Origin of the sequence: Nitrosomonas sp. (assembly GCF_019752415.1) — a bacterium.
Classification (GTDB): domain Bacteria; phylum Pseudomonadota; class Gammaproteobacteria; order Burkholderiales; family Nitrosomonadaceae; genus Nitrosomonas.
In genome coordinates this window covers 1-24,144 of the sequence record NZ_JAIEME010000031.1, presented here as the reverse complement: position 1 = coordinate 24,144, position 24,144 = coordinate 1, and the positions used below count along the sequence as shown (strand labels likewise).

The following is a 24,144-nucleotide window of genomic DNA, read 5'->3' as shown; positions in this document are numbered from 1 at the left end:
AAAACCATTGCTTTTTCCAAATTGCACATTTAAAATGCCCACCGTTACTCGCTTTCTAAATCGCCAATTGAACGATTGGCAGCATAGCAACTCAAAAAGCAGTAATTCAATGGGAAACTAGGGTTCCGGCCGGTTTTGTCAACGGCGTCAGGTCCAAGAGTTTCCGGTCTCGTGATAACGAGGCTCCACGGAGGGATAAAAGCCCGGGAGGTTAAGCGTAATGTACTCGAAGTACATTACAATCTCGGTAAACCCTTTTGTATGGAGACTGGTTATGTCAGGTTCAACAAAACAAATCGCTACTTCGCAAGATACCCATGTAACAGGTAACACCCTCAATCGCAGCATGAGTGTATGGCACAGTTTCACGCTCGGTTTTGCGGTTGTCTCGCCGGTTGCCGGACTGTATGCCATCATCGGTGTGCAAACTGTAGTCGCCGGTGGCGGATGGTTTGCTGCGCTGGCGGTCTGTTTGCTCATGCAGCTACTGGTGGCGACTGTTTACGCCGAATTGTCTTCACAGTTTCCGATTGCTGGCGGGGCCTATAAATGGGCGCGGCAACTCGGCGGCGCGATCGCCGGGCAATATGCCGGCGTGATTTATATTTGCTCCACCATCGCCATGGTCACCACGACTGCTTATACCGGCGGCTTCTGGCTGGCCACCTTTTGCGGATCGCCGGGTGATGGCGGCGGCATGATGGTGCTCTGGGGTGCGATATTTCTGCTTATCTGCACATTACTCAATCTGGCTCCTGTCAGCATTTTCAATCTTGTAATCAAATTGGGTGTTTACGCGGAAGTCGTCGGGTCATTCGGCGTGGCGCTCTTATTATTTTTTTTCTTCCGTCAGCATCCTGTCATGGAATTGTTCCAGCACATGGGTACCGGAACAGCGCCCAGTGAAATGGCTGCTTTCCTGGCGGCACTGGCCATTGCCGGTTGGGCTTTCATCGGTTTTGATGCGTGCTCCACCACCGCGGAAGAAACCCATCAACCGAAACGCATGGTACCCCGTGCAATTTTCATGTCGTTGCTCGTTGTCGGCACAGTCGTTTTATTTAACTCAGCCGCGCTGATTTTAGCCTTTGAGCATGATACATTGAGAAATTCCAGCCATACGGCCGATCCCGTTACCCCCTTGATCGCCAGCAGCATTGGCGATTGGTTTGAAAAACCCTTTTTGGCCATTGTGATGACTGCTTTCCTGGCCTGCGGCGCATCCATGGTCAAATACTCTTCACGCATTGTTTTTTCCATGGCGCGCGAAGGCAATATGCCAGCACTGTTGAGTCAGGTGACGGCGAGCAAAACACCGCGTAATGCGGTTCTCTTCACCGTTCTGCTGGCAGGTTGCGGATTGGTATTTGGGCTCAATGACGACGCCGTGGCGACCATCATCGCTTTCGGTACCGGCGGTTTATACGCCATGTTCGCGTTCACCACAGGCTTTGCATTGTTTGCCCGGCTCACAGGCCGGTGGAATCCCGCACTGGGCGAATTAAAACTGGGCGCATGGGGATTGGCCATCAATATCCTGGCGTTTATCTGGTCATTGTTTGAACTCATCAATATCGCCTGGCCGCGTCCCTACGCGATTTCAGCGGATGCGCCCTGGTGGCAATTGTGGGCCACTCCGCTGGTATTAGGAAGCATTTTAACGATCACTACGCTGTATATCCTTTGCAAAAAATGGATAACTATTAAGTGAAATCATTTTCAACAAGGAGTTCATCATGAATCAACCCAATCCATTGATCTGGGAACAATCCATCCCAGGCGGATGCCACTGGTCTGGCATCCTGCGTCGTGGCACAACGTTACGTCTGACTGATTTACAGGGCGGTGCAAATGCGGCTGTTTTGTTTTTTAATCAGGAAGAAAAACTTGAACGCTACAACATGGCCGACACCTTGAAATCGCAGCACACCTTCCGTCTGACCAAAGGGCATGCTTGCCATTCCGACATGGGGCGGATTTTTTGTTGCATCAGAGCCGACACCGCCGGTTGGAACGACACGGTATGCGGCTTGAGTGATAGCAATTTAATTCAGCATAAATACGGGGTTGCGCGCTACCAGGAGCATCGCAATGAAATGGCTCGCAGTGGTCTGGATGGCATGCTGATCGAATTGGGTAAGTGGGGACTAGGGATGCGTGACATTGTTTCCAATATCAATTTTTTCAGCAAAGTCACCCCGGATGCCCTCGGTGAACTGGCATTTCAACCAGGGAACAGCAAGGCGGGTGATTATGTTGATTTGAGCTTCGTGATGAATACCTTGGTGGTGTTATCGGCCGCACCGCATCCACTGGATCCCAAGCCATCTTACCAACCTGGTGCAGTCAATCTGGCGGTATTTAACACGCCTGTGGAAGCAGTTACAGAATGCCTGCATAGCGCAGAAAACATCCGCGCATTAAAGAATACACAACATTTTTATTGTGGAGACGAAAAATGAATACGTCTTATCCCATTACAAGTCCGTTTGATCCCCATCACGCCATAATCGATGAAATCTGTGCGGCTGGAGAGCCTTGGGTCAATCTCGTGAAGCAAGGACAAATTTTCCGCATTGTCGATCTGGAAGGCAATCAAGCCGTTGATACGTTGTTCTTCAACGCAAATCATGCTGTGGAACGCTACAGCGCAACGGATACGATACGTGCCCAGAATAAACTGTATTTAACCACTGGCAGCAAGCTCTACTCCAACCTGGGCAATGTCATGCTCACGATCGTAGCCGATACCTGCGGGCGCCACGACACACTGGGCGGTGCCTGTGCGGCAGAAAGCAATACGGTGCGCTATGCGCTGGAGAAGTTTCCGATGCACAGCTGCCGTGATAGCTTTTTGCATGCCCTGGCGCATGATCCGCTTTGCCAGCAACTTGGGATGAATAAGCGTGATTTGCCGAGCAACATCAATTTTTTCATGAACGTACCAGTGACTGAAGCAGGCGGATTGGAATTTGTCGATGGCATTTCTGCCTCCGGCATGTACGTAGAAATGCAGGCTGAAATGGATGTCTTGGTATTGATTTCGAATTGCCCGCAACTGAACAATCCCTGCAATGCTTATAACCCGACACCGATTCGTTTACTGGTCTGGGATTCTCAGTAAGGAATCAATCGAGTTGGATTAACGGAGCCCATCTAATGAATCATCAAGAAAAAGGATAACGCTATGTTCGAGAAAGTCTTGATTGCCAATCGTGGCGCCATTGCTTGCCGTATTATCCGTACGCTGCGCCGCATGAATGTAAAAAGTGTGGCGGTTTATACCGAAGCCGATGCCTTATCGCGCCATGTGACCGAAGCGGATGAAACTTACTGTATCGGCAGCGGCATTGCGGCTGAGAGTTATCTGCGCGCCGATAAAATATTGGAAATTGCGCAGCAAGCAGGCGCGCAAGCCATCCACCCTGGCTACGGCTTTCTCAGTGAGAAAGCCGACTTTGCTGAGCAATGTATTGCGCATGGGATTCGTTTTATCGGCCCTACCCCGCAACAAATGCGCGCCTTTGGATTAAAACATACCGCGCGCGCGCTGGCCTTGAAAAATCAGGTGCCGCTCCTGCCAGGAACCGATCTGCTGGAAAACCTTGAAGCGGCGTGTCATCAGGCTAAGCATATCGGCTATCCGGTCATGCTGAAAAGCACCGCTGGCGGTGGCGGCATCGGCATGCGCCTGTGCTGGAACCAGGATGAGCTGGTCGGCGCTTACGAATCGGTCAAGAATCTGGCACAAAACAATTTCAAGGATGCCGGTCTTTTCCTGGAAAAATTTGTCGACCGGGCACGCCATATTGAAGTACAGATTTTTGGTGACGGCAAAGGCCAAGTCGTGGCATTGGGCGAGCGAGATTGTTCCATGCAACGGCGCAACCAGAAAGTCATCGAAGAAACACCCGCCCCCAACCTCCCGCCGCATTTGCGCCAGGCATTGCTGGACACTGCGGTAAGCCTTGGCAAAGCCATTCATTATCAATCCGCCGGCACTGTTGAATATATTTTCGATGCCGCCAGCGGTCAATTTTATTTTCTTGAGGTCAATACGCGCCTGCAGGTTGAACATGGCGTGACTGAGGAAGTCACCGGTATCGACCTGGTGGAATGGATGGTACGGCAAGCCGCAGACGAGCTCCCTTCGCTCGACTCTTTCACCATCAGACCCAATGGCGCGTCCATTCAGGTACGGGTTTATGCTGAAAATCCTGCCAAGGATTTCCAGCCTTCCAGCGGCATACTGACTGCAGCGGAATTTTCTACTGCAGCACGCGTTGAAACCTGGGTAGAACGCGGCATTGAGGTATCCGCATTTTATGATCCGATGCTGGCAAAAATCATTGTACATGCACCTGATCGTGACACAGCAATCGCCAAACTGCTGAGCGTACTGGATGACACGTCATTACAGGGAATTGAAACCAATCTGGCGTATCTCAAACAAATTCTGCACAGCGCCGTGTTTCGCAGCGGACAACCGTATACGCAATTCCTCAATGGCTTCAATTATCAGCCGCACAGTATCGATGTGCTGAATGCGGGCGTACAAACCACGATACAGGATTATCCGGGACGAATCGGTTACTGGAACGTCGGCGTTCCGCCTTCCGGACCGATGGATAGCTTAGCTTTTCGCCTTGCCAACCGGCTGGTGAACAATCCTGAAGATAGCGCCGGATTGGAAATTACCCTGGCAGGCCCGACGCTGCGCTTTAATTGTGACAGCATCATCGCAATCTGCGGCGCATCCATCGATGTGTTACTGGACAGTGAACCATTGTCCCAATGGCAATCTCACTTCGCCAAAGCCGGAACGCTGTTGCAAATTGGCAAAGTCAAGCAATCGGGCAGCCGGGTTTACTTGGCCGTGCAAGGCGGTTTTCAGGTGCCTGATTACCTGGGCAGCAAATCTACTTTTACGCTCGGTCAGTTCGGCGGACACGCCGGGCGCGTGCTGCGCGTTGGTGATGTATTACATATTCAGCCCTTACAACCCTCTCAGCCTCATCTTTCACAACAGTTATCGCAGGAATTGATCCCGCGTTATACGGATCATTGGGAAATCGCCGTGTTGGTTGGACCGCATGGTGCGCCTGATTTCTTTACAGAAGCGGATATCGAACATTTCTTTGCCGCTGAATGGAAAGTACATCATAACTCCAGCCGCACGGGTATCCGTTTAATTGGCCCTAAACCGCAATGGGCGCGAACCGATGGCGGCGAAGCCGGATTGCATCCCTCGAATATTCACGATAACGCGTATGCGGTTGGCGCTGTCGATTTTACCGGCGATATGCCGATTATCCTGGGACCTGATGGTCCTAGTCTGGGTGGTTTCGTCTGTCCGGTCACCATAGTTCATGCGGAATTGTGGAAAACCGGACAACTCAAACCGGGTGACAGCGTTCGCTTTCTGCCCATCGCTCTGGCGCATGCACTTGCACTGGAAAAACAGCAGAATCTGCTTATTCAGCAGCTTCGTGTTGATCAAATTCCTATTACCAGCGCTCATTCCGGAAATCCAGGCAGCCCAGTTCTGCATTGCATTCGCGAGCACACGGAGCAGGTGCAAGTGACTTACCGCCAATCCGGCGATAAATATCTGTTGATTGAATATGGACCGCCCGTGCTCGATCTGAATTTGCGCTTTCGCGCGCATGCATTGATGACCTGGCTACAGCAACGCATCGAGGCCGGGGAGCTGACCGGAATTCTGGATCTGACACCTGGTATTCGTTCACTGCAGATTCATTTTGATTCCAACCGGCTGTCTCGCGAGACTTTATTAGATCTTCTGATTGCAGGGGAAAGCAAGCTGCCCGCCATCAATGACATGGAAGTGCCGTCGCGCATCATCCACTTGCCTCTATCCTGGGATGACGCCGCCACACGATTGGCCATTGAAAAATACATGCAATCGGTACGCAGCGACGCTCCGTGGTGTCCCAGCAATATCGAATTTATCCGCCGCATTAACGGATTGGCGCAAATCGAGGATGTTCAACATATTGTATTTGCGGCCAGCTATTTGGTCATGGGGCTGGGCGATGTCTATCTGGGCGCGCCCGTTGCCACCCCGCTGGATCCGCGTCACCGTCTTGTCACCACCAAATACAATCCGGCACGTACCTGGACACCTGAAAATGCCGTCGGCATTGGGGGTGCCTATTTATGCGTGTATGGTATGGAAGGTCCTGGCGGCTATCAATTTGTCGGACGTACAATACCCATGTGGAACCGCTACCGTCAAACGGCCGACTTCAAAGAAGGCAAACCCTGGTTATTGCGTTTCTTTGATCAAATCCGCTTTTATCCGGTCAATGAAAGCGAACTGCTCAAGCTGCGTAAGGATTTCATTAGCGGGCGCTTCAAACTGCGTACCGAAGAAACGGTTCTGAGTCTGAAACAATACAACGCTTTCTTACAACAACATGCTGTCAGCATCACCGCATTCAAGGCCGCTCAACAAGCTGCGTTTGAAGCCGAACGCCAGCGCTGGGAAGCCAATGGCCAATCACAGTATGTCAGTGAAGATATGCTCGACGAAGCGGATACCCAGAGCGAATTGGATCTGCCGCAGGGGGCACAAGCCGTCAGTTCGCAAGTCACGGGCACAGTCTGGAAACTGCTGGTGAAAGAAGGTGACCGTGTGGATGCAGGCAAGGCGATTATTATGATCGAATCGATGAAAATGGAATTCCCGGTAGACGCGCCGGTCACTGGCACCGTGCGACAGATATTCTGCAAACAAGGCGGATATGTCTCTGCCGGACAGGTACTTTTCGTCATTCAGGAAGAAAATTAATCATGGGAAAGCTTTTACCGCTTGGTGACATTGCAGCGTTGCTGCAAAGCTATGCGCGCAATGAACACTCACCGACTCAGTTGGTTGAAACAATTCATGTCGAGATTCAGAATGATCCCGATCATGTCTGGATTTCTACGCTCCCGCTGGAATCATTGCGCGATTATGCCCGCAAAGTGGAAGCTGAAGGTATGACATCTCTCCCGCTGTATGGCGTACCCTTCGCTATCAAAGATAATATTGATCTGGCAGAGTTACCCACAACGGCAGCTTGTCCAGCTTTTGCGTACACACCTCCTGGTAGCGCAACTGTCGTGCAAAGGTTGATCAATGCAGGCGCCATTCCAATCGGCAAAACCAATCTCGACCAGTTCGCCACCGGACTAAATGGTACACGATCTCCGTATGGCGCTTGCCGGAACGCATTCAACCCCGCTTATATTTCCGGTGGTTCCAGCTCAGGCTCGGCTGTCGCCGTAGCCAAGGGACAAGTATGTTTCAGCCTCGGCACCGATACCGCCGGTTCAGGCAGGGTTCCCGCCGCTTTTAACAACCTGATCGGATATAAACCTACCAGAGGCTGGCTCTCGACGCATGGCATGGTCCCGGCCTGCCGTTCCCTGGATACGGTATCCCTCTTCACCTTGACTGCTGCAGATGCGGCACGCATCCTGACAATTTCTGCCGGTTACGATGCAGCCGATATCTATTCCAGAAAAAGAGAAGGACACGGCTTCAATTTTGGCGAGGCACCCCATTTTCGCTTTGCTATTCCACGCAAAAAGCAGCTACAGTTTTTCGGTAATCGCGAAAGTGAACGGTTGTTCAACGAAGCAGTAGCCCAGATGCAGAAACTGGGGGGAGAAACCATTGAAATAGATTTTGAGCCATTCCTCGAAGCTGCCCGCCTACTTTACGGGGGCCCCTGGATAGCCGAACGTTATGCGGCAATTCAATCATTCTTCGAATTGCATGGTGACCAGATCATTGCTCCGGTCAATGAAATCATCGCAACCGCGAAACAGCGCTCGGCTACAGATGCATTCAATGGATTCTATCAATTGCGCCGGATTAAACAGGAAGCAGATCGGATTTATGCAAATGTTGATTGTTTACTGACTCCAACGGCCGGCACGATTTATTCCATTCAAGCCATGCAGCAAGATCCTATCCGCTTGAATACTAATCTGAGCTACTACACGAACTTCATGAATCTGCTCGACTATGCCGCGGTAGCCGTTCCTGCTGGTTTTCAGAGAGACGGATTGCCTTTTGGCATAACGCTGGCAGCACCGCCCCATCAGGATGAACCCTTGCTGCAGCTTGCTCACCTTTTGCAGCGAGCTTATTCATTCCCACTGGGCGCAACTGGCATTACGTTTCCCTCCAATACCCGCTTTCCCGGTGTTTCTCTATCGAATCAGGTGCGTGTTATTGTTTGTGGCGCGCATTTATCCGGTTTGCCATTAAATGGACAACTGATTAGCCGCCAGGGTCGATTAATCGCAACCACCACCACTTCATCAGATTATAGACTCTACGCATTACCGGGCAACCCTCCACAACGCCCTGGGTTAATTCGCGTAAACAACAATGCGCAGGGCGTTTCGATTGAAGTGGAAGTCTGGGAGTTGCCAGTCCGCGAATTGGGTAGTTTTGTAGCCAGTATTCCAGCGCCCCTGGGAATCGGCTCGATAACCTTGGCAAACGGTGACACCCTACCAGGTTTCCTCTGCGAACATTATGCTATCGAAAATGCTGCAGATATCAGTTACTCGGGCGGATGGCGCAACTACCTGCGACAATTGGCTAACCCATAATGCAGAAAGAATACTGGCTGGACCGTTGGGAACGGCAAGATATCGGTTTTCATCAGAATGAAACCAATCCATATTTGGATCAATATTGGCAGCGCTTACAGCTTGCTCCGGGTAGTGCGGTGCTTGTGCCATTGTGCGGTAAAAGCCGCGATATGCTTTGGCTGCATCAACAAGGGCATACAGTTTTGGGTGTCGAATTAAGTGGGGTTGCAGCACAAGCATTTTTTACAGAGAATGGCCTGACACCCCAATGCAGGGTGCATGATCCATTCACCCATCTGGAAGCAGATGACATGCACATTCTGTGTGGGGATTTTTTTGATTTGGATAAAAATGCTGTAGCAAAAATTACTGCGGTCTACGACCGCGCGGCATTAATCGCATTACCGCCGGAAATGCGTAAACGCTATGCACATCACCTTTTGCATATTCTTCCGCCCGCAACGCAAATCCTGCTCATCACACTCAACTACCCTCAGCATGAGATGTCCGGCCCGCCGTTTGCAGTTTCCATGGATGAAGTTACTGCACTCTATCAACCGTACGCCGCGATCACATTGTTGTCACAGCAGGATGTGCTCGAACAAAATCCGCGTTTTCAGGAACGCGGTCTGAGCCGGTTACAGGAAAATACAATTTTGCTGAGAATAGGTACTCCATAACGTGGAACCAGATTAATCAGTATCTGCGGCAGAAGCCCTTATGCCTTGATCTGTCTTTTTTGTTCGACTAGCAGATGCCCAAATACTTGCTGCGCAATCGGGATAGCATACAGATTCCTGTACAGAGTCGCAGGCAATTTGCAAAGTATTGCTGCATAAATTGTTCTGGTGACAAATAGCCAAGCCTTTTCTGTTTTCTCTGCCGGTTATAGAAGCTCTCTGTACTCTCTATGCGGTTTTTTGCACAACAAAACCATTAGTCTATTCAAAAAATTTATTGAGTCAGCGCATGACATATAGCATACTAGCTACGCTATCATTTTCAACGCGCATATTCCACAAAACTTCGTCTTGATCTTCTAAGAATTTCGAATTTTCATAGGCAATCTAATGTTCATTAGCGTTCTAGATCTTTTTAAAATAGGTATCGGCCCATCCAGTTCGCATACGATGGGTCCCATGGTTGCGGCCAAGGATTTTCGCGACCGTATCTCGGTTTTTATTTCCGGCCATCTTGCGCCATCCTTCCTGCAGGTACGCTGTACTTTACGGGGATCACTGGCGTTTACCGGTAAAGGGCATGCTACCGATCGTGCGGTAACCCTAGGAATGCATGAATATACACCGCGAGGATTGGCGAAACTGAATGTGAATGAATTGTTCCAAACACTTTGGCAACAAAACACCATCCGCATCAACGAATCGACAGTGATCCACTTTAATCCGCCTGAAGATATTATCTTCGATCGCGGAGAACCGCTGCCGGAACATCCGAATGGTATGATTTTTCAGTTGCTGGACGAAACCGGAAAAACCCTGTTGACAGAAACTTATTTTTCAATTGGCGGTGGTTTTATCACCACATTGTCCGAGATAGGTCAAATTGTTGCGCCCATTAAAATGGAGGCAGCCAGTTCCTGTGGTTTTCCTTTTGACTCGGCCAATCAGATGATGAAAATGTCAGCCGACAGCGGCCTATCGATTGCTGCGATGAAGCGCAGTAATGAGCTCGAGCGCATCAGTGAATCAGAATTGAATGCTGGATTGGATGCCGTTTGGGATGCGATGCGCACTTGCCTGGAAAATGGCCTCGTAGCTGAAGGCCGGTTACCCGGCGGTCTTAACATTAAACGGCGCGCGCATTCTTTGCACCTCCAATTACAAGAGAATCCGCAAAAAGCTAATTTGAACGACTGGCTGTGCGCTTATGCCATGGCGGTGAACGAAGAAAATGCTGCGGGTCATATGGTAGTGACAGCACCCACCAACGGCGCAGCAGGCGTCATACCGGCAGTTATTTATTATGCAGTGAAACATGAGGACGCAACACCGGAGCAAGTGCGTGATTTCCTGCTGGTAGCCGGTGCGATCGGCGGATTGATCAAACATAACAGTTCAATCTCCGGTGCTGAAGTGGGTTGTCAAGGCGAAGTGGGCTCTGCCTCAGCCATGGCGGCTGGAGGCTTATGTGCAATTAAAGGCGGCACCACCGAACAAATCGAGAACGCTGCAGAAATCGCACTGGAACATCATTTGGGCATGACCTGCGATCCGGTAGGCAGTCTGGTGCAGGTGCCGTGCATTGAACGCAATGGCTTCGGCGCCATCAAGGCTTATACCGCGTCATCACTGGCCATCCGTGGCGATGGCCAGCATTTCATGTCATTGGATAATTGCATCGCTGCGATGAAACAAACCGGACTGGAAATGTCGGTGAAGTATAAGGAAACCTCCCTGGGCGGGCTGGCAGTCAGTATCACCGAATGTTAATCAGCGCTCACTTATCCCGATGCAGCTTTCTAATCACGTGGCGCAAACCGCTCACAACAAAAAAGACGCTGAGTACCACGACAGGAATCGCAATACCGGTTAGTAATTCAACATTAATATCCTGCCCCGCTGCCTGGAGTGCCTTTAAGCCATAGCCCAGAATACCCAGCAAGTAGTAGCTCAGCACGACAACGGACAAACCCTCAACCGTTTCCTGCATGCGCAATTGCACATGGGCACGATGATCCATGGATTTCAACAAGTCGCGGATTTGCGCTTCCATGGACAGATCAACCCGTGTGCGCAGTAAAGCCGATGCACGCCCCAGACGCATCGATAATGTTTCCAGTTTGGTATGCACCAACTCACAAGTCCCCATCGCTGAAGACAGTCGCTGAATCATGAATTCCTGGAGCATCTGCAAGCCCTCAATACGCTCTTCGCGCAATTCGGTAATACGTAATTTCACGATATCATAATAGGCTCTGGATGCATTAAAACGATGGCTGGTTTGCGCGGACAACCGCTCGGTTTCCGCCGCCAAACGCGTCAGTTCGTCCAGCAAACGCTGTTCATCTTCGATGCTGGTCAGTTCCACATTGTCAGCAATTAGTGAAGCCAACCGCTGATCGGCGCGCGCCAATTGCGGAATGATCTCGCGAGTAATCGGCAATGGCAACATCGCCAGCATACGGTAGGTTTCGATCTCAAGCAGGCGCTGCACCAACCGCCCTACCTGGCGGCTGCGCAAATTTTCATCATGAATCAGTATGCGGCCAAAATTATCTCGATGTATCTGATTATCACTCCACACACTGGCAGCGCCTCCCGCCACTTTGGAACCAATCACTGTTCCGGAAGCAAATAGAATAGCCAGTTCATGCAAGCTGCGCTTGGGTCGCGACCGGTCATCCAAAGCAATATGCGTCGCCACCAGCAATTCACCAGGCAAGCGAATCCACCACTCCTGCGGCACGAATTCAATTGCCGGCTGCTCAAAAGGGGTTACAAATGGCTTTGCGCGATAAACGGTATATGTCGAGTATTCGGTATGCCGCTCCCAACGGAGGCGAAATTCGCCAAAATCCGCACTGAAATCATTTTCGTGTGTATTGGGCGGAGTAATGCCATAGCGGACACATAACTCACCGATTAATTTACGCTCCTGATCAACCCAGTGCCGTTCGGACATTAATACCAAATGCGAGAGTTGAACAGGCGGCGCCAAAAGTTCATACGCGACCGAATTAAGCTCGTTATGTAACTCCTGTCTTTGCGAATATTCAGGGATAGCCAGCAATTTCTCTCTAAGGAGATCCTGGGGTTCAGTAGTCAATGAAGATAGCGTTGTAGAGGAATCCATAAATTACCTGACAAGATTTAATCAAACTGAAGCATACCGAATTTATATTAAAAATATGTGAATCTTGAAGTTATAAAATCTATTTTGATCAAAACTGTAGAAGCCCAATCCCCCACAAAAGAAATAAAGCACCGACCGCTTTAGAAAAGTACTGCTGATGCATGGGCAAAACTTTTTCAATTAAAACTAGTAGAGTGATCAATACCATCCCCAACAGATTCATCACGCCGACAGCAAACATAATCATCATCTGCGCCCAGCAACACCCAAGACACATACCACCATGCTTTAATCCCATTTGAAAAGATCCCATGGCACCCTCACGCCACTCGATTAACAGAAATCCCATGGGCGAGCGGCAGTTTTGCAAAAAACTGTTCTTCAATGGCGTAAATTGATAAATGCCTGCAAAAATAAAAATAGCTGCCGCTATGGTTTCGTTTTGATTGTCCATCATTGGTGATAAAAAATGCAGTCCGTGCATTTGCCATTGCAATAACGTCAGCACTATACTAAATACCATCCATACCAGCAAATATGCCAGTGAAAACAATGGAACAAATGGATTGATTGTTTGCTTGCGCTGCTGACAGATCTTGGCATACACCAGAATCATTGGTATAACAGATGGCAACATCATGGCAGCCATCATCACCGCCCACATCAGATAAGTCAGACCAAAATCCATCCATTGCCAGGCAAATGTTTCAGATGGCGGCATCCACATTTCAGACATGGGCAGGGATGTCATTTGCCAGTTTTGATAAAATAGATAAAACCAGGCAACAGCAATAACTGTCAACAAGGCTATCCAAATAGCCAATTGATTTTTAGGCATTAGAATGGCCACGGATAACCCCTATGTCTAGAGATTATCCACGAATAAGGTATTTCAGAAATGTTGTTTAATGTTTCAGGGCTGATAAGTAAACGGCGAGTAATACCCATTGCGTTCGGTAAATTTCCAGGCCTTATCATAATCCTGGTATTGATATTGACTGGATTTTGCTACTACCGTCGGGTGACTTGACACAACACATAAGGGTGGATTATCAATGGTCGCATCTCCGCCTTTAATACCCTGAATGCTCTCAATCGTTGCTTGTGCGATATCAGGAATAATCAATCGCCGCTGATTACCTTGCATTTTAAAATCAATCTTCACTCTTTTGATGCCCCAAACTTCGGTGACAAAACTCATCAAAATGGCTGGATGCCCACCTAGTTTTCCCGCATAGATTTGCGTGATGGCGTCGAACTGCGTATCCGTTGCGCGCTCATCCACATAGAGTGCCGCTTGCCAGTTACCTTCTTTCATATGGCCCGGTGAATAGCATGCTAATGCAACATTCAGGTCATCCAATTTTTCGTCATTCAAATAACCCGAATCAATATGCCATGCGACCAGTAACTTGCAATCGCCTTCAGAAGGCGGCTGAAGCCAGACACATGGACAAGCGGTTTCACAATTACAAGTTTCAAAATAACTGCCCTGTAGGTTCCAATTAGTTGCTGTATTCATAACATTTCCTAATATTTTAGAACGGCTCCTTGAAAGGCCGCAAATCCAGTTCATGTGTCCACGCACAGCGTGGTTGCTGATGTATTGCCCAATAAGTTTGCGCAATAGCTTCCAATTGCAGCAATCCTTCCGGACCTTTGGCTTTGACATACTCGGGAAACTGATTACGTGCACGGTCACCATCAATCACACCATCAATCACGGTATGCACTACATGTACACCCAGCGGTGAGAATTCTCGCGCCAATCCTTGCGCCAATGCTCTCAATCCAGCCTTGGCCGATGCAAATGCAGTAAAAGGCGGCTTGGCTCTTAGTGAGCCGGTTGCTCCGGTAAAAAATACAGTTCCCTGTTGCTGAGCTTGCATGATCGCGACGATCTCTTTGGCAAACAGGAATGCACCCAGGCAGTTCTGCTGCCACAAAGTAGTGAATGTTGTCACGTCAGTCTGCAAAAACGGGGAAGGGATATTGCTATCCACATTGTAGGCGGCAACCTGCATGACGTCAGCGCGCTCTCGCAATATACTAAAACATTTGGCAACATCCTGCTCAACAGTTATATCAGCAACAATGGCTGTTGCCGACTTCCCCATCTCTTGAATCCGTTGCACAATATTGTTTAGCTTTTCTTCACTACGTCCGATCATAAAAACATGCAAGCCTTTATCAGCAAAGCACATAGCCAATGCAGCTCCCAGTCCCCGCTCAGGTCCAACACCGACCACCATCGCTGAACCGGGCTGACTGATCATTATATTTTACCGAAGATGAGTGAAAAATTATTGCTAGGCATATCAATCTTTTCTTTCAACTCCAATCCATGATTGGCAGCCGCTTTTTTTAAATCGGCGATGTCTTTTAATCCCCATTCGGGTACACCCACAGAACTTAATGTTTCATGGAAAGATTTATTGGAATCGGTAGAAAATTGTCCTTCAATCTGGAAGGGCCCATAGATCAGAAGAAATCCGTCATCTTTGAGTAAATGCGCAGCACACTTCATCATACCATCGGCAATTGAAATTGGCGCCACCTGAAAAATATTGATGCAGAAAATAGCAGCAAATGTTTTTCCCGGCCCTGGATTGAACCAGGTCTGTGGATCCGTCAAATCCAAATGAACTGGATCTGCAATATTATTATTGTCGAGGTCTCCAGTTAATTTCTTAATGTTATCAAAAACATCAGTATCTTTATCAGTCGGATAAAAATGCAGATGCTCAAAATGGGGTGCAAAATAATTAATATGCATACCGCTGCCACTGGCCATTTCCAGAACGCGCTCAGGATCTTTCGGCAACTTATCTTTCAACACACCTAAAATGGGCTCACGATTACGCCCACCTGCCCACGCAACATATTCACTCAACGGATGTGGATCTAATGGAGGAACTTCCTGACTCATATGTGACTCCTTTTATGATTGAATTAAAAATTCAGGTGATCAGTATAACCCATCCTATATCCCCAGAAAATCGAAGCACATTCCCTATTTCACCTAGAATCAGTAATTCCTCATTCATTTTTATCAGTACATTTTTGATGGTGATCTGTGTATCATAAGACCAAAGATTCTTAGCCTTTTCATGAAACCTGATTTTTATAACCGATAAACCAGATTAATACAGGAAAACCTATGGGCGCCATCTTCTTTTATATTGTTGTTTATTTCATTGGATATTACGGTTCCAATATTTTGAATATGCTGACGGTTCGCCCGTTCATTACTAACCGTTATATGGCGGCATTGCTGCCTGTTTATGGCGTTGCCTTGACGCACGCTTACGTTTTGGTGAATAGCCCCCCTCCTCAAGGCTCAGATGTCACAGTGGAATATGCATTGCTGGTTTTTATTACTATGCCGGTTGTAGTGGTTACGCTAGGCGCGGCTTATTTCATGTGGAACAGCAAAGGTAAAGATAATGACCATCCCGGCGACAATTCGTCAGACGATGACAGAAGCGCTACCGAAACGGCTTTTGCTGAAACCAGTGACCAAAAAACAGAAGTACAATCCGAAGCTACTGAATCGTCAGATGAAAAATTAGTCAGTAAAGCAGTGGAAACCAGCAAGCGTAAAGACAGCAAGGAAGCTTAAAAAGCTCATAAACAACGCTGACTCAAGTTTTCGTACAACACTTTCGTACAACACTTTCGTACAACACATTAATTAAAAACCCTCACACCGAAAGTATGAGGGTTTTTTATTGGATTACTGTGTTATGACTCCCTATCGACGATCACATGTTCCTTCTGCGCACTGAGCGTACCTTGTTCAATGATCGCCAATGTTAATCGCGAAATCGCTACGCGCCTCCCAGTAGCTTCTTCAACAATATCCGTTTGCCAGACTTGTGTTCGGCGGCCAGTATGTAACGGTGTGCAAATACCTATCACATGACCCTTGGTAACAGCACGAATGTGATTGATATTAAGCTCCAGACCGACTGCACGGTATTTTTCCGGATCAATTGTCATCCAACCAGACACGCTGCCCAAGGTTTCAGATAGTACACAACTGGCACCGCCATGCAGGATACCGAATGGTTGCGTTGTACGCTTATCGACGGGCATACGCGCTTTCAAAAAGTCCGGCCCCAACTCAGTAAATTGAATACCGATATGTTCGCCCATATTGGCATTGCGTAAACCTTCTAGATACGCAATGGTGTAATCTTTAAACCAAATAGCACTCATGAAACATTTCCTTTTTATTCTTTTGGTAATTGGTAACACTTAACCCGGATATTGCATGCACACAGAATTCAATGTTTGCAATTATAGTGCAAAGTCACAGATTCCAGCACATACATGGACGGCATGCGTAGCAGATTCAAAAAACAGCAGTAACCTTGACTTGGATTTAAAAATGAGTTTACAGAAAACCCTATTAAGCGATACGCCAAACCGGTGCTTTAAAGTCTGTTAAGTACTTTGATATGGGCAAGCGCGCTACTGCCTAGGGCATGCAAAGCATAGCCCCCTTCTAGGACGGACACAATTCGGCCATTGGCGTGATCGATGGCGATACGCCTAAGTTTTTCTGTAATCCACACGTAATCTTCTTCGCGCAAAGCAAGTCCGCCCATGTCATCTTCCCAGTGTGCATCGAATCCTGCTGAAATTAACAACAGCTCTGGCTGGAATTGTTCCAGAGCAGGCAGCCAATTTTCGGTCACGGCAGCGCGAAATTGTTCACCTGTTGCACCAGCGGTAAGCGGCACGTTGATAATGTGCTCATTGCCGCTATCAACTCCCTCGTAAGGATAATACGGATGCCGGAATGTCGAACACAGCATGACACGGCTATCGCCATTGAAAATCTCATCAGTCCCATTGCCGTGGTGCACATCAAAATCGGCAATTGCCACACGGCTCAGGCCGTAATGCGCAAGCGCATGGGCGGCAGCGACCGCTACATTATTGAAAATGCAAAATCCCGCAGCGCTGTTGCGCCCGGCATGGTGGCCGGGAGGACGAATATTGCAGAATGCGTTTTCATTCTGGCCTGACATCACCAAGTCAACCGCTTTGATCGCCGCACCAGCAGCATGCAGAGCAGCTTCCAGGCTATACGGATTCATTGTCGTGTCCACATCGAGATAAGCCAGTCCATTACTGGGTGAAGCCCTGAAAATAGTTTCGATATAGTCGATTGAGTGAACGCGCTGGAGTTGTTCCTTACTTGCGGCGGGAGCATCTTGCAGATCCAGAAAAGGCATCAAACCGGAAGCGATAAGTTGATCCTCAATGACTTGAATGCGCGCAGAGCATTCGGGGTGGCCCGCACCCATGTCGTGTTTAAGTGAGGAAGGATGAATCAGGTAGCCGGTTTTCATAGGCGTACACTCTTTTAGTTTGCCGTTAACCAAACTCGTGTTGATCTCAATAAACAACTCCGTGGAAACCACTTGGAATCGTAAGTTTAACCAGAATGATCAAGGCTCAGTTCTGGATGCTGCGATTATTCTGGGGCACCTGACATCACCAGTTCTCTATGTTAGACGAATTCGAGGATCAACGAGGGTATAGGATATATCCGTTAAAATTAGACCTATGATATACAGCATCGACCCCAGGAAAACCATTGCCCTAACAATTGCGAAATCCTGCGAATTAATCGCATCAATGGTATAGCTGCCAAGCCCGGGAATACCAAAAAACGATTCAACCAGCAAGCTGCCTAAAAATAACAAAGGCACTACAACCACCGCACCCGTTAGAATAGGAATCATTGCGTTCCTGAGTACATGCTTAAATAAAACAATACGCTCGGACAACCCTTTCGCTCTTGCTGTGCGCACATACTCTTTATTCATTTCTTCCAAAAAAATTGTGCGGTACCAGCGCGTACTGGATCCAATGCTACCGATAACGCCAATTAGGATAGGCAACAACAGAAATTTGGCTGCATCCAGCCCGCTTCCATAACCCGATATGGGCACCCAATGCCATAGCTTGCTCACTAAAAATTGCCCCGCGATAATATAAAATAAGCTGGAAATAGACATCAACGCCACACAAAAAACCACTCCCCAGAAATCAATATAAGTGGCGCGAAAAAAAACCATCAGCAATGCGATAGTAATGTACACAATCAATCCCAGGACAAATACCGGCAATGCAATGGCAAGGCTAGGCAACATGCGCGACTTGATCTCCAGTGCAATATCGCGTCCATCATCTGCCCGGCCGAAATCGAAAACAAACATCGAGACCGATTTCTCGAAGAAAATTGTATCGGTCAATTTTCCCAGTTTCTCAGCTTCTTGATTGAACAAAAGCGGTTTATCATAGCCACGCTCGATTTTCCATTTTTCTATTGCCTCAGGCGTGACGTATTTAATGCCCAATTGCATACGCGCCATGTCATCGGGTGTATTCACCACAAAAAACAAAGCGAATGTAATCAGATTCACTCCGATAAGAATCGGTATTGCATATAAAATACGTCTAATAATATAGCCAAGCATCGCTAATGTAATATTGTAATTTCAGGAAGATGCGTTGCGCACCGCGGGACTGCTTTCATGACGGCGAAAGGCTGCTATGGCGGGGAAAAGACTGAGTGCCACTATCACCAGCAGCAGCGCAATGGGCCATAATACCGGCTCATTCCATTCACGTCGCTTTTGCGCTCTCAACGTAGCGTCTATTTTTAAATACTTAAGATTATTATTCGATATTCTGTTGGGTTTAATATTCTGATACCAGGCATGGTACAACCCATAATCTTTCGGATGGTATCCCCACAACCAAGGGGCATCATGACGCAATACTTCCACCATACGATCAATTATTAATTGCCGCTGTGGCCCATCATCCATATTCTTCATCTGTTCAAATAATTGATTGTATTCTGCATTATCATAGTTAGTCGCATTCTCGCCACTGTTGCGTACTTTACTTTGCGGCCCGTACAATAAAAACAGGAAATTCTCTGCATCGGGATAATCTGCATTCCAACCCCATTCGAAAATTTGCGCATTTCCTTTACGGATCTTGTCTTGAAAGCGATTGTAATCAGTACTCCTTACCACCAGTTGTATATTTAATTTTTGGAACTGTTTGCGCATCCAATCGAGCTTCGATCTGTCTTCAGAACTGCGCGCCGTCACATCAAAATACAGGACTAAGGGTGCGCCGGTTCGCTGATCTATTCCGTTTGGATATCCTGCCTCGGCAAGCAGAGCCTTTGCAACTTGAATTGATTTGCGCTGCGGCTGATCATTCATCCATTCATACACCACGGGGTTGATACCTTCTTTCCCCTCACGATAACCTGCAATACCCGGAGAGATCGGACTTTGAGCCGGCATTCCGCGGCCATTTGCAAAAATTGAAATAAATTCTTCATAATCCACAGCGATAGAAATCGCTTGTCTGAGTTTTCTTGCTGACTCACGTTCCTGCGCATTACTTCCGCCCACTACCGGATCCAACATATTAAAACCCATGTAATAAGTCGACACCGCCACGGTTGTTTCCAGCCTTATCCCTTGTTCTGCCATGGCTTCTGTGACGGTCGCTTCTCCCTGACCCACCAATTGCACTGCTTGGTCAAAACTATCTGAACCAATACCGGTAGCATCGTAATAACCTTGCAAGAATTTATTCCACCGTGGAATACTTTCTTTTTCGCGGGTAAAAATAATTTTATCGATAAATGGTAATTTCTTCTCTGAATCAATTAACAAGCCATTTTCTTCATCTCCCGGCATCCCTTCAGCCGGATAGAATTCATCATGAAAATTAGGATTTTTTTCCAATACCATTCTCAAATTGGGATTGTTCTCAGTTAACATATACGGGCCTGTACCAACCGGATACCAGTCCAATGTGATATTTTTTTGTATTAAACCCTTCTGCGAATAGAAGCGATCTGCTTCCCAAGGAATCGGTGCAAAAAAAGGCATCGCCAGCCAATAGACAAATTGCGGATACTTACCTGCTATTTTTATTCGATAAGTATATCTATCGACGACCTGCACTCCATCTAACTGATAATCTCTCAAGTCAAGGTATGTTTTTCCATCGGAGTGATTCTGGTTGGCTTGTTTTAATACCTTGGCATAGTCACTAAGCCCCACGATGTAATCTGCCATGAGCCCGTATATCGGTGAATGCAATCTGGGATGTGCCAAACGTTTGATCTGATAGACATAATCCTCCGCAAGTAATTCTCTTGTGCCTGTTTGAGGGAAATCAGATAACTTGAATATCGCTGCCATTTCTTGTTCATTCAGATCATGGTACAACCAGTCACCTTGCACATTACTTACAAATGCTGGATGTGGCTGGAAAAGAATTCCTGGCTTAATCGAGATTTCATAAATACTAAGGGCGATATCCGATACCTGCGCATCTTCCGCTAATTGATTTCCTTCATTATCAAGATATTTCACAATGGGTATTTCTTTTGCCGTCGCTGGAATCAATGCAAAAGGGCGTTTTAAGTAATGGTATTGCAGCGGGGGTTCGTAAATTTGTGCGGTGAATTGAATTTCATTAGAACTGTAGGATTGTACTGGATCAAGATGTTTTGGCCGTTCGGTAAACACATTATAAAGAATATTCTTCTCTGCATCCTCGGTTGCATAAGGATTATTCCAATTAGATTCACCACAGGCAGACAAAAATAATGCCAGCAGAATCAACGACCATGACGTAGTAACTAATTTTTCCATTGCAGATCCAGTTTATCGGAATTAGTCTGTTCTAAGCAAAATAATACGCGCATACCCTATATCTTTTCTTGTATGCTCCCACCTCACTTCTACCTTCAGCTATAATTTGCCAGTTCATTCAATTTCACAAGGATATTTTATGGGATTTCTCGCTAATAAACGCGTACTTATTACCGGATTACTTAGCAACCGGTCAATTGCCTACGGCATCGCCAAGGCAATGAAACGTGAAGGCGCATCACTGGCTTTCACTTACCAAGGTGAAGAAATCCGTGGACGCGTCGAAAAGCTGGCTGCTGAGTTTGATAGTAACTTGCTATTTCCTTGTAATGTAGCTAGCGACGATGAGATAGCACTGTGCTTTGAAAATCTTAAAAAGCATTGGGATGGGTTGGATTGTATTATCCATTCTATTGCTTTCGCCCCCCGTGAAGCACTTACTGGCGATTACCTGGAAAGTGTCGACCGAGAGGCCTTTCGCATTGCACATGATATCAGCGCCTATAGCTTTTCTGCACTCGCCAAAGCTGCGCTCCCTTTAATGCAAAACAGAAACGGCGCACTGCTCACATTAAGCTATTTGGGTGCAGTCCGGGTCATGCCAAACTACAACGTTATGGGATTAGCCAAAGCCAGCCTTGAAGCAAATGTCCGTTTCATGGCTTCCAGTTTGGGTCCTAAAGGTATACGCGTCAACGCAATTTCTGCTGGGCCTATTAAGACCTTGGCAGCTTCCGGTATCGGAAACTTTGGTAAATTATTAGGTTATACTGAAAAGGTTTCACCACTGCGCCGCAATGTAACAACGGATGAAGTGGGTAATGTTGCCGCCTTCTTATGCAGCGACCTAGCCAGCGGTATTACGGGAGAAATAACTTATGTCGATGCGGGCTTCAATACGGTTGCATTTAATATCGATGACTAGAAAAGCCAATTTCCACAAAAGCTAGAAATTATCTTGTTTGATTCTCACATCATAGCGCAGTCTGAGCGCAGCTAGATAAGAAGACATTTCTTCTTGCGTGATCATCTGTTGCAATTGTTTAGTAAAATTACCAAACTTTGCTGTGTCTGAAGATTCTGGCTCTATAACTTTACTGATTCGAATCAGATTAAACCCGCCATTTGGATTAGCTACTCCCGTATAAACGGGAAAATTATTGGTTTCTGCTCGAAAAATGGCACGCAATGTTTCATGATCCAATCCTTGCGATTGCATATAAGAAATTTGCTCTGAATCGCTCCAGGCAACATCATCAATATCTTCTCCAGCTTGTAAGCGAGCAAGTTTTGTTTGTCCTTCTTCAACGGCCAATGCTTCTGCCATTTGTTTCTTGAGCTTTTCTACAATCAGATCTCTAACCACCATCAGTGATTGTGCAGTAGCTGGCTTGTGTTCAAGAATACGAGCGGATACGAAAGTATCCGGTTTAACTTCAATAGCACCAGTATTTCTTTGATTTATGATAGCATCTTCAGAAAAAATCGCTGAGAGCAGCTTTTCATTGGTCAGAATGGCTGGCTCTGTTGCATTCCTGGTAATCCAATCACTCGTTTGGATTGGCAATTCAAACTTTTCTGCTGCTGCCTGCAGGTTATCACCCTGCTCATAAACCACATTACTGAAATCTTCAGCAATCTCCCCAAAAACACTTCCTACCATCTCTATTTTTAGTTTATTCTCAATTTGTTCCCGTACTTCTTCTAAATCGGGATGCTTCCCTTCCTTAATCGCAGTCAATTTAATAATGTGAAAACCAAAATCTGTTTCTACAACATCACTAATTTCATCCAGCTGCATAGAGAAAATTTTATCTTCAAAGGATTTAACCATGACGCCACGACCAAAGAAACCTAAATCTCCACCTTGCGCGGCCGAACCTGGATCATCCGAATGTTCCTTTGTAATCTCCGAAAATTGCTCAGAATCCTGCCTAACTTGCTCCAATATTCCTTCAGCTTTATCTCGTGCTGCCTGTTTCGCATCGTCCGAGGCGTCAGGTGGTACACTAATCAGGATATGACTGGCCCTACGTTCTTCAGATTGACCAAACTCATCCCGATGTTCTTTAAAATAATTTTTGACCGCCTCATCACTCACCGTCTCATTTTTCGCTACCGCATCCAACGATAAAACCAGATATTCTATGCGCGCACGTTCCAGCAAATTGAAATCAACTTTATGTCTTTCATAATAAGCGGCAATATCCTCATCTTTTGGGATTACTTTTGATAAATATGTCTCAGGGGTAATCTGCATTTGACTGATTTCACGCTGCACTTCGCTGAGATACTGTACTCTCTCAGCAACCATTTTAGGGGCAAATGCATTCTCGCTATAGCCATCCAATAACTGCTGCAACAAAAGCTCTTGACGCACACGTGACTCAAACATTACTGGAGTCAGTCCTTGGTTTCTCAACAATTCTTCATATTGCTGCTTGGAAAATTTATTGTCCCTTTGAAAGGCAGGTATATCCCGGATCGTTTTAACTAGCTCCGAGTCCAGAACAATAAATCCATTATTAACGGCTTCCCGATGTAATAATCGTTGCTGAATAAGTCTTTCCAGCACCGAATTCCTTACTTCGAAAGTATCAAGCATTGCACTATCAAAATTAGCACCCAGCATGGCACGCATTCTTTCATGGTGGTCACGTAAAGCTTGTTCATACTCACGACGTGGAATTTCTTCACCATCAACTATTGCAACATAACCTTCGCCACCTTTATCACGGTACGATTCAACGCCCCAAAACAAAAATGGCAATACTGCCAAGCCCATAATGACTTGAACGACACGTTTCTTACGGTTGACGAAATCAAACACAATTAGAACCTAAAAATACTAGAAAGTAAAAAATAAGGTCGAAGAATTTTTATACAGCCAGCTAACACAATTTTTATTTGGCGGAGTGGACGGGACTCGAACCCGCGACCCCCGGCGTGACAGGCCGGTATTCTAACCAACTGAACTACCACTCCTAGAACTAGCTAAATTGAA

The 24,144-nt window shown here is 47.1% G+C and carries 19 protein-coding genes, 1 tRNA gene and 1 riboswitch; of the genes, 9 read left to right on the top strand and 11 right to left on the bottom strand.

What is annotated here, in order from left to right; translation table 11 throughout:
* The first annotated feature begins 106 nt into the window (after positions 1-106).
* A riboswitch (guanidine-I (ykkC/yxkD leader) is annotated at positions 107-212 on the top strand.
* Between the two features lie 62 nt (positions 213-274).
* The 7 genes from K2P83_RS05920 to K2P83_RS05890 all read left to right on the top strand — a co-directional run bounded on the left by K2P83_RS05920 (position 275) and on the right by K2P83_RS05890 (position 11,066).
* Positions 275-1,711, top strand: a complete 1,437-nt coding sequence (locus tag K2P83_RS05920) for an APC family permease (protein WP_292927247.1) — start codon at positions 275-277, stop codon at positions 1,709-1,711.
* 25 nt (positions 1,712-1,736) lie between these two features.
* Positions 1,737-2,462, top strand: coding sequence for an urea amidolyase associated protein UAAP1 (locus K2P83_RS05915; RefSeq protein WP_292927245.1), 726 nt, complete (start codon positions 1,737-1,739; stop codon positions 2,460-2,462).
* The gene (locus K2P83_RS05910; protein WP_292927243.1) at positions 2,459-3,124 is read left to right on the top strand and encodes an urea amidolyase associated protein UAAP2; all 666 of its coding nucleotides are present in this window, start codon (positions 2,459-2,461) and stop codon (positions 3,122-3,124) included. Before K2P83_RS05915 ends, K2P83_RS05910 begins: the two co-directional genes overlap by 4 nt.
* A gap of 63 nt (positions 3,125-3,187) precedes the next feature.
* Positions 3,188-6,814, top strand: a complete 3,627-nt coding sequence (gene uca, locus K2P83_RS05905; RefSeq protein WP_292927241.1) for an urea carboxylase — start codon at positions 3,188-3,190, stop codon at positions 6,812-6,814.
* Positions 6,815-6,816: 2 nt separating this feature from the next.
* Positions 6,817-8,634, top strand: coding sequence for an allophanate hydrolase (atzF, locus tag K2P83_RS05900; RefSeq protein ID WP_292927239.1), 1,818 nt, complete (start codon positions 6,817-6,819; stop codon positions 8,632-8,634).
* Positions 8,634-9,296 (top strand): thiopurine S-methyltransferase, encoded by a 663-nt coding sequence (locus tag K2P83_RS05895; protein WP_292927237.1) that lies wholly within the window; start codon positions 8,634-8,636, stop codon positions 9,294-9,296. Before atzF ends, K2P83_RS05895 begins: the two co-directional genes overlap by 1 nt.
* Before the next feature lie 390 nt (positions 9,297-9,686).
* Positions 9,687-11,066, top strand: coding sequence for an L-serine ammonia-lyase (locus K2P83_RS05890; RefSeq protein ID WP_292927235.1), 1,380 nt, complete (start codon positions 9,687-9,689; stop codon positions 11,064-11,066).
* Positions 11,067-11,073: 7 nt separating this feature from the next.
* On the opposite strand, the gene K2P83_RS05885 is transcribed toward K2P83_RS05890, so the two are convergent.
* From K2P83_RS05885 to K2P83_RS05865, 5 genes are all read right to left on the bottom strand, one after another.
* A complete protein-coding gene (locus K2P83_RS05885) occupies positions 11,074-12,429 on the bottom strand; it encodes a DUF3422 domain-containing protein (protein ID WP_292927233.1) in 1,356 nt (451 codons plus the stop codon).
* A gap of 88 nt (positions 12,430-12,517) precedes the next feature.
* On the bottom strand, positions 12,518-13,267 hold the full coding sequence (locus K2P83_RS05880; RefSeq protein WP_292927231.1) for a DUF2182 domain-containing protein: 750 nt from the start codon (positions 13,265-13,267) through the stop codon (positions 12,518-12,520).
* A gap of 75 nt (positions 13,268-13,342) precedes the next feature.
* On the bottom strand, positions 13,343-13,951 hold the full coding sequence (locus K2P83_RS05875; protein WP_292927229.1) for a DUF1326 domain-containing protein: 609 nt from the start codon (positions 13,949-13,951) through the stop codon (positions 13,343-13,345).
* Between the two features lie 16 nt (positions 13,952-13,967).
* Complete coding sequence (locus tag K2P83_RS05870) at positions 13,968-14,705, bottom strand: SDR family NAD(P)-dependent oxidoreductase (RefSeq protein ID WP_292927227.1); 738 nt, start codon at positions 14,703-14,705, stop codon at positions 13,968-13,970.
* Positions 14,705-15,358, bottom strand: a complete 654-nt coding sequence (locus K2P83_RS05865; RefSeq protein WP_292927225.1) for a DUF938 domain-containing protein — start codon at positions 15,356-15,358, stop codon at positions 14,705-14,707. Before K2P83_RS05865 ends, K2P83_RS05870 begins: the two co-directional genes overlap by 1 nt.
* A 231-nt stretch (positions 15,359-15,589) precedes the next feature.
* Between K2P83_RS05865 and K2P83_RS05860 the strand changes: the two genes are divergently transcribed.
* A complete protein-coding gene (locus K2P83_RS05860) occupies positions 15,590-16,051 on the top strand; it encodes a hypothetical protein (RefSeq protein WP_292927223.1) in 462 nt (153 codons plus the stop codon).
* Positions 16,052-16,173: 122 nt separating this feature from the next.
* Here K2P83_RS05860 and K2P83_RS05855 read toward each other — a convergent pair whose 3' ends face one another.
* From K2P83_RS05855 to K2P83_RS05840, 4 genes are all read right to left on the bottom strand, one after another.
* Complete coding sequence (locus K2P83_RS05855) at positions 16,174-16,650, bottom strand: hotdog fold thioesterase (RefSeq protein WP_292927221.1); 477 nt, start codon at positions 16,648-16,650, stop codon at positions 16,174-16,176.
* A 218-nt stretch (positions 16,651-16,868) separates the two neighbouring features.
* Entirely contained in the window at positions 16,869-17,792 is a 924-nt protein-coding gene (locus K2P83_RS05850; RefSeq protein ID WP_292927219.1) for a histone deacetylase family protein, read from the bottom strand.
* A 156-nt stretch (positions 17,793-17,948) separates the two neighbouring features.
* Positions 17,949-18,926, bottom strand: a complete 978-nt coding sequence (locus K2P83_RS05845) for an ABC transporter permease (RefSeq protein WP_292927217.1) — start codon at positions 18,924-18,926, stop codon at positions 17,949-17,951.
* 21 nt (positions 18,927-18,947) lie between these two features.
* Positions 18,948-21,140, bottom strand: a complete 2,193-nt coding sequence (locus K2P83_RS05840) for an ABC transporter substrate-binding protein (RefSeq protein WP_292927215.1) — start codon at positions 21,138-21,140, stop codon at positions 18,948-18,950.
* Positions 21,141-21,279: 139 nt separating this feature from the next.
* Here K2P83_RS05840 and fabI point away from each other — a divergent pair, with 139 nt between their 5' ends.
* The gene (fabI, locus tag K2P83_RS05835) at positions 21,280-22,065 is read left to right on the top strand and encodes an enoyl-ACP reductase FabI (protein ID WP_292927213.1); all 786 of its coding nucleotides are present in this window, start codon (positions 21,280-21,282) and stop codon (positions 22,063-22,065) included.
* A gap of 21 nt (positions 22,066-22,086) precedes the next feature.
* Here the strand turns inward: fabI and K2P83_RS05830 are convergent, their stop codons facing one another.
* On the bottom strand, positions 22,087-23,970 hold the full coding sequence (locus K2P83_RS05830; RefSeq protein ID WP_292927211.1) for a SurA N-terminal domain-containing protein: 1,884 nt from the start codon (positions 23,968-23,970) through the stop codon (positions 22,087-22,089).
* A 78-nt stretch (positions 23,971-24,048) separates the two neighbouring features.
* Positions 24,049-24,125: transfer RNA gene (locus K2P83_RS05825), tRNA-Asp, on the bottom strand.
* Between the last annotated feature and the right edge of the window lie 19 nt (positions 24,126-24,144).

Coding starts and splice junctions, on each gene's coding strand:
- K2P83_RS05920 (WP_292927247.1), top strand. CDS start 275: ATGTCAGGTTCAACAAAACAAATCGCTACTTCGCAAGATACCCATGTA.
- K2P83_RS05915 (WP_292927245.1), top strand. CDS start 1,737: ATGAATCAACCCAATCCATTGATCTGGGAACAATCCATCCCAGGCGGA.
- K2P83_RS05910 (WP_292927243.1), top strand. CDS start 2,459: ATGAATACGTCTTATCCCATTACAAGTCCGTTTGATCCCCATCACGCC.
- uca (WP_292927241.1), top strand. CDS start 3,188: ATGTTCGAGAAAGTCTTGATTGCCAATCGTGGCGCCATTGCTTGCCGT.
- atzF (WP_292927239.1), top strand. CDS start 6,817: ATGGGAAAGCTTTTACCGCTTGGTGACATTGCAGCGTTGCTGCAAAGC.
- K2P83_RS05895 (WP_292927237.1), top strand. CDS start 8,634: ATGCAGAAAGAATACTGGCTGGACCGTTGGGAACGGCAAGATATCGGT.
- K2P83_RS05890 (WP_292927235.1), top strand. CDS start 9,687: ATGTTCATTAGCGTTCTAGATCTTTTTAAAATAGGTATCGGCCCATCC.
- K2P83_RS05885 (WP_292927233.1), bottom strand. CDS start 12,429: ATGGATTCCTCTACAACGCTATCTTCATTGACTACTGAACCCCAGGAT.
- K2P83_RS05880 (WP_292927231.1), bottom strand. CDS start 13,267: ATGCCTAAAAATCAATTGGCTATTTGGATAGCCTTGTTGACAGTTATT.
- K2P83_RS05875 (WP_292927229.1), bottom strand. CDS start 13,951: ATGAATACAGCAACTAATTGGAACCTACAGGGCAGTTATTTTGAAACT.
- K2P83_RS05870 (WP_292927227.1), bottom strand. CDS start 14,705: ATGATCAGTCAGCCCGGTTCAGCGATGGTGGTCGGTGTTGGACCTGAG.
- K2P83_RS05865 (WP_292927225.1), bottom strand. CDS start 15,358: ATGAGTCAGGAAGTTCCTCCATTAGATCCACATCCGTTGAGTGAATAT.
- K2P83_RS05860 (WP_292927223.1), top strand. CDS start 15,590: ATGGGCGCCATCTTCTTTTATATTGTTGTTTATTTCATTGGATATTAC.
- K2P83_RS05855 (WP_292927221.1), bottom strand. CDS start 16,650: ATGAGTGCTATTTGGTTTAAAGATTACACCATTGCGTATCTAGAAGGT.
- K2P83_RS05850 (WP_292927219.1), bottom strand. CDS start 17,792: ATGAAAACCGGCTACCTGATTCATCCTTCCTCACTTAAACACGACATG.
- K2P83_RS05845 (WP_292927217.1), bottom strand. CDS start 18,926: ATGCTTGGCTATATTATTAGACGTATTTTATATGCAATACCGATTCTT.
- K2P83_RS05840 (WP_292927215.1), bottom strand. CDS start 21,140: ATGGAAAAATTAGTTACTACGTCATGGTCGTTGATTCTGCTGGCATTA.
- fabI (WP_292927213.1), top strand. CDS start 21,280: ATGGGATTTCTCGCTAATAAACGCGTACTTATTACCGGATTACTTAGC.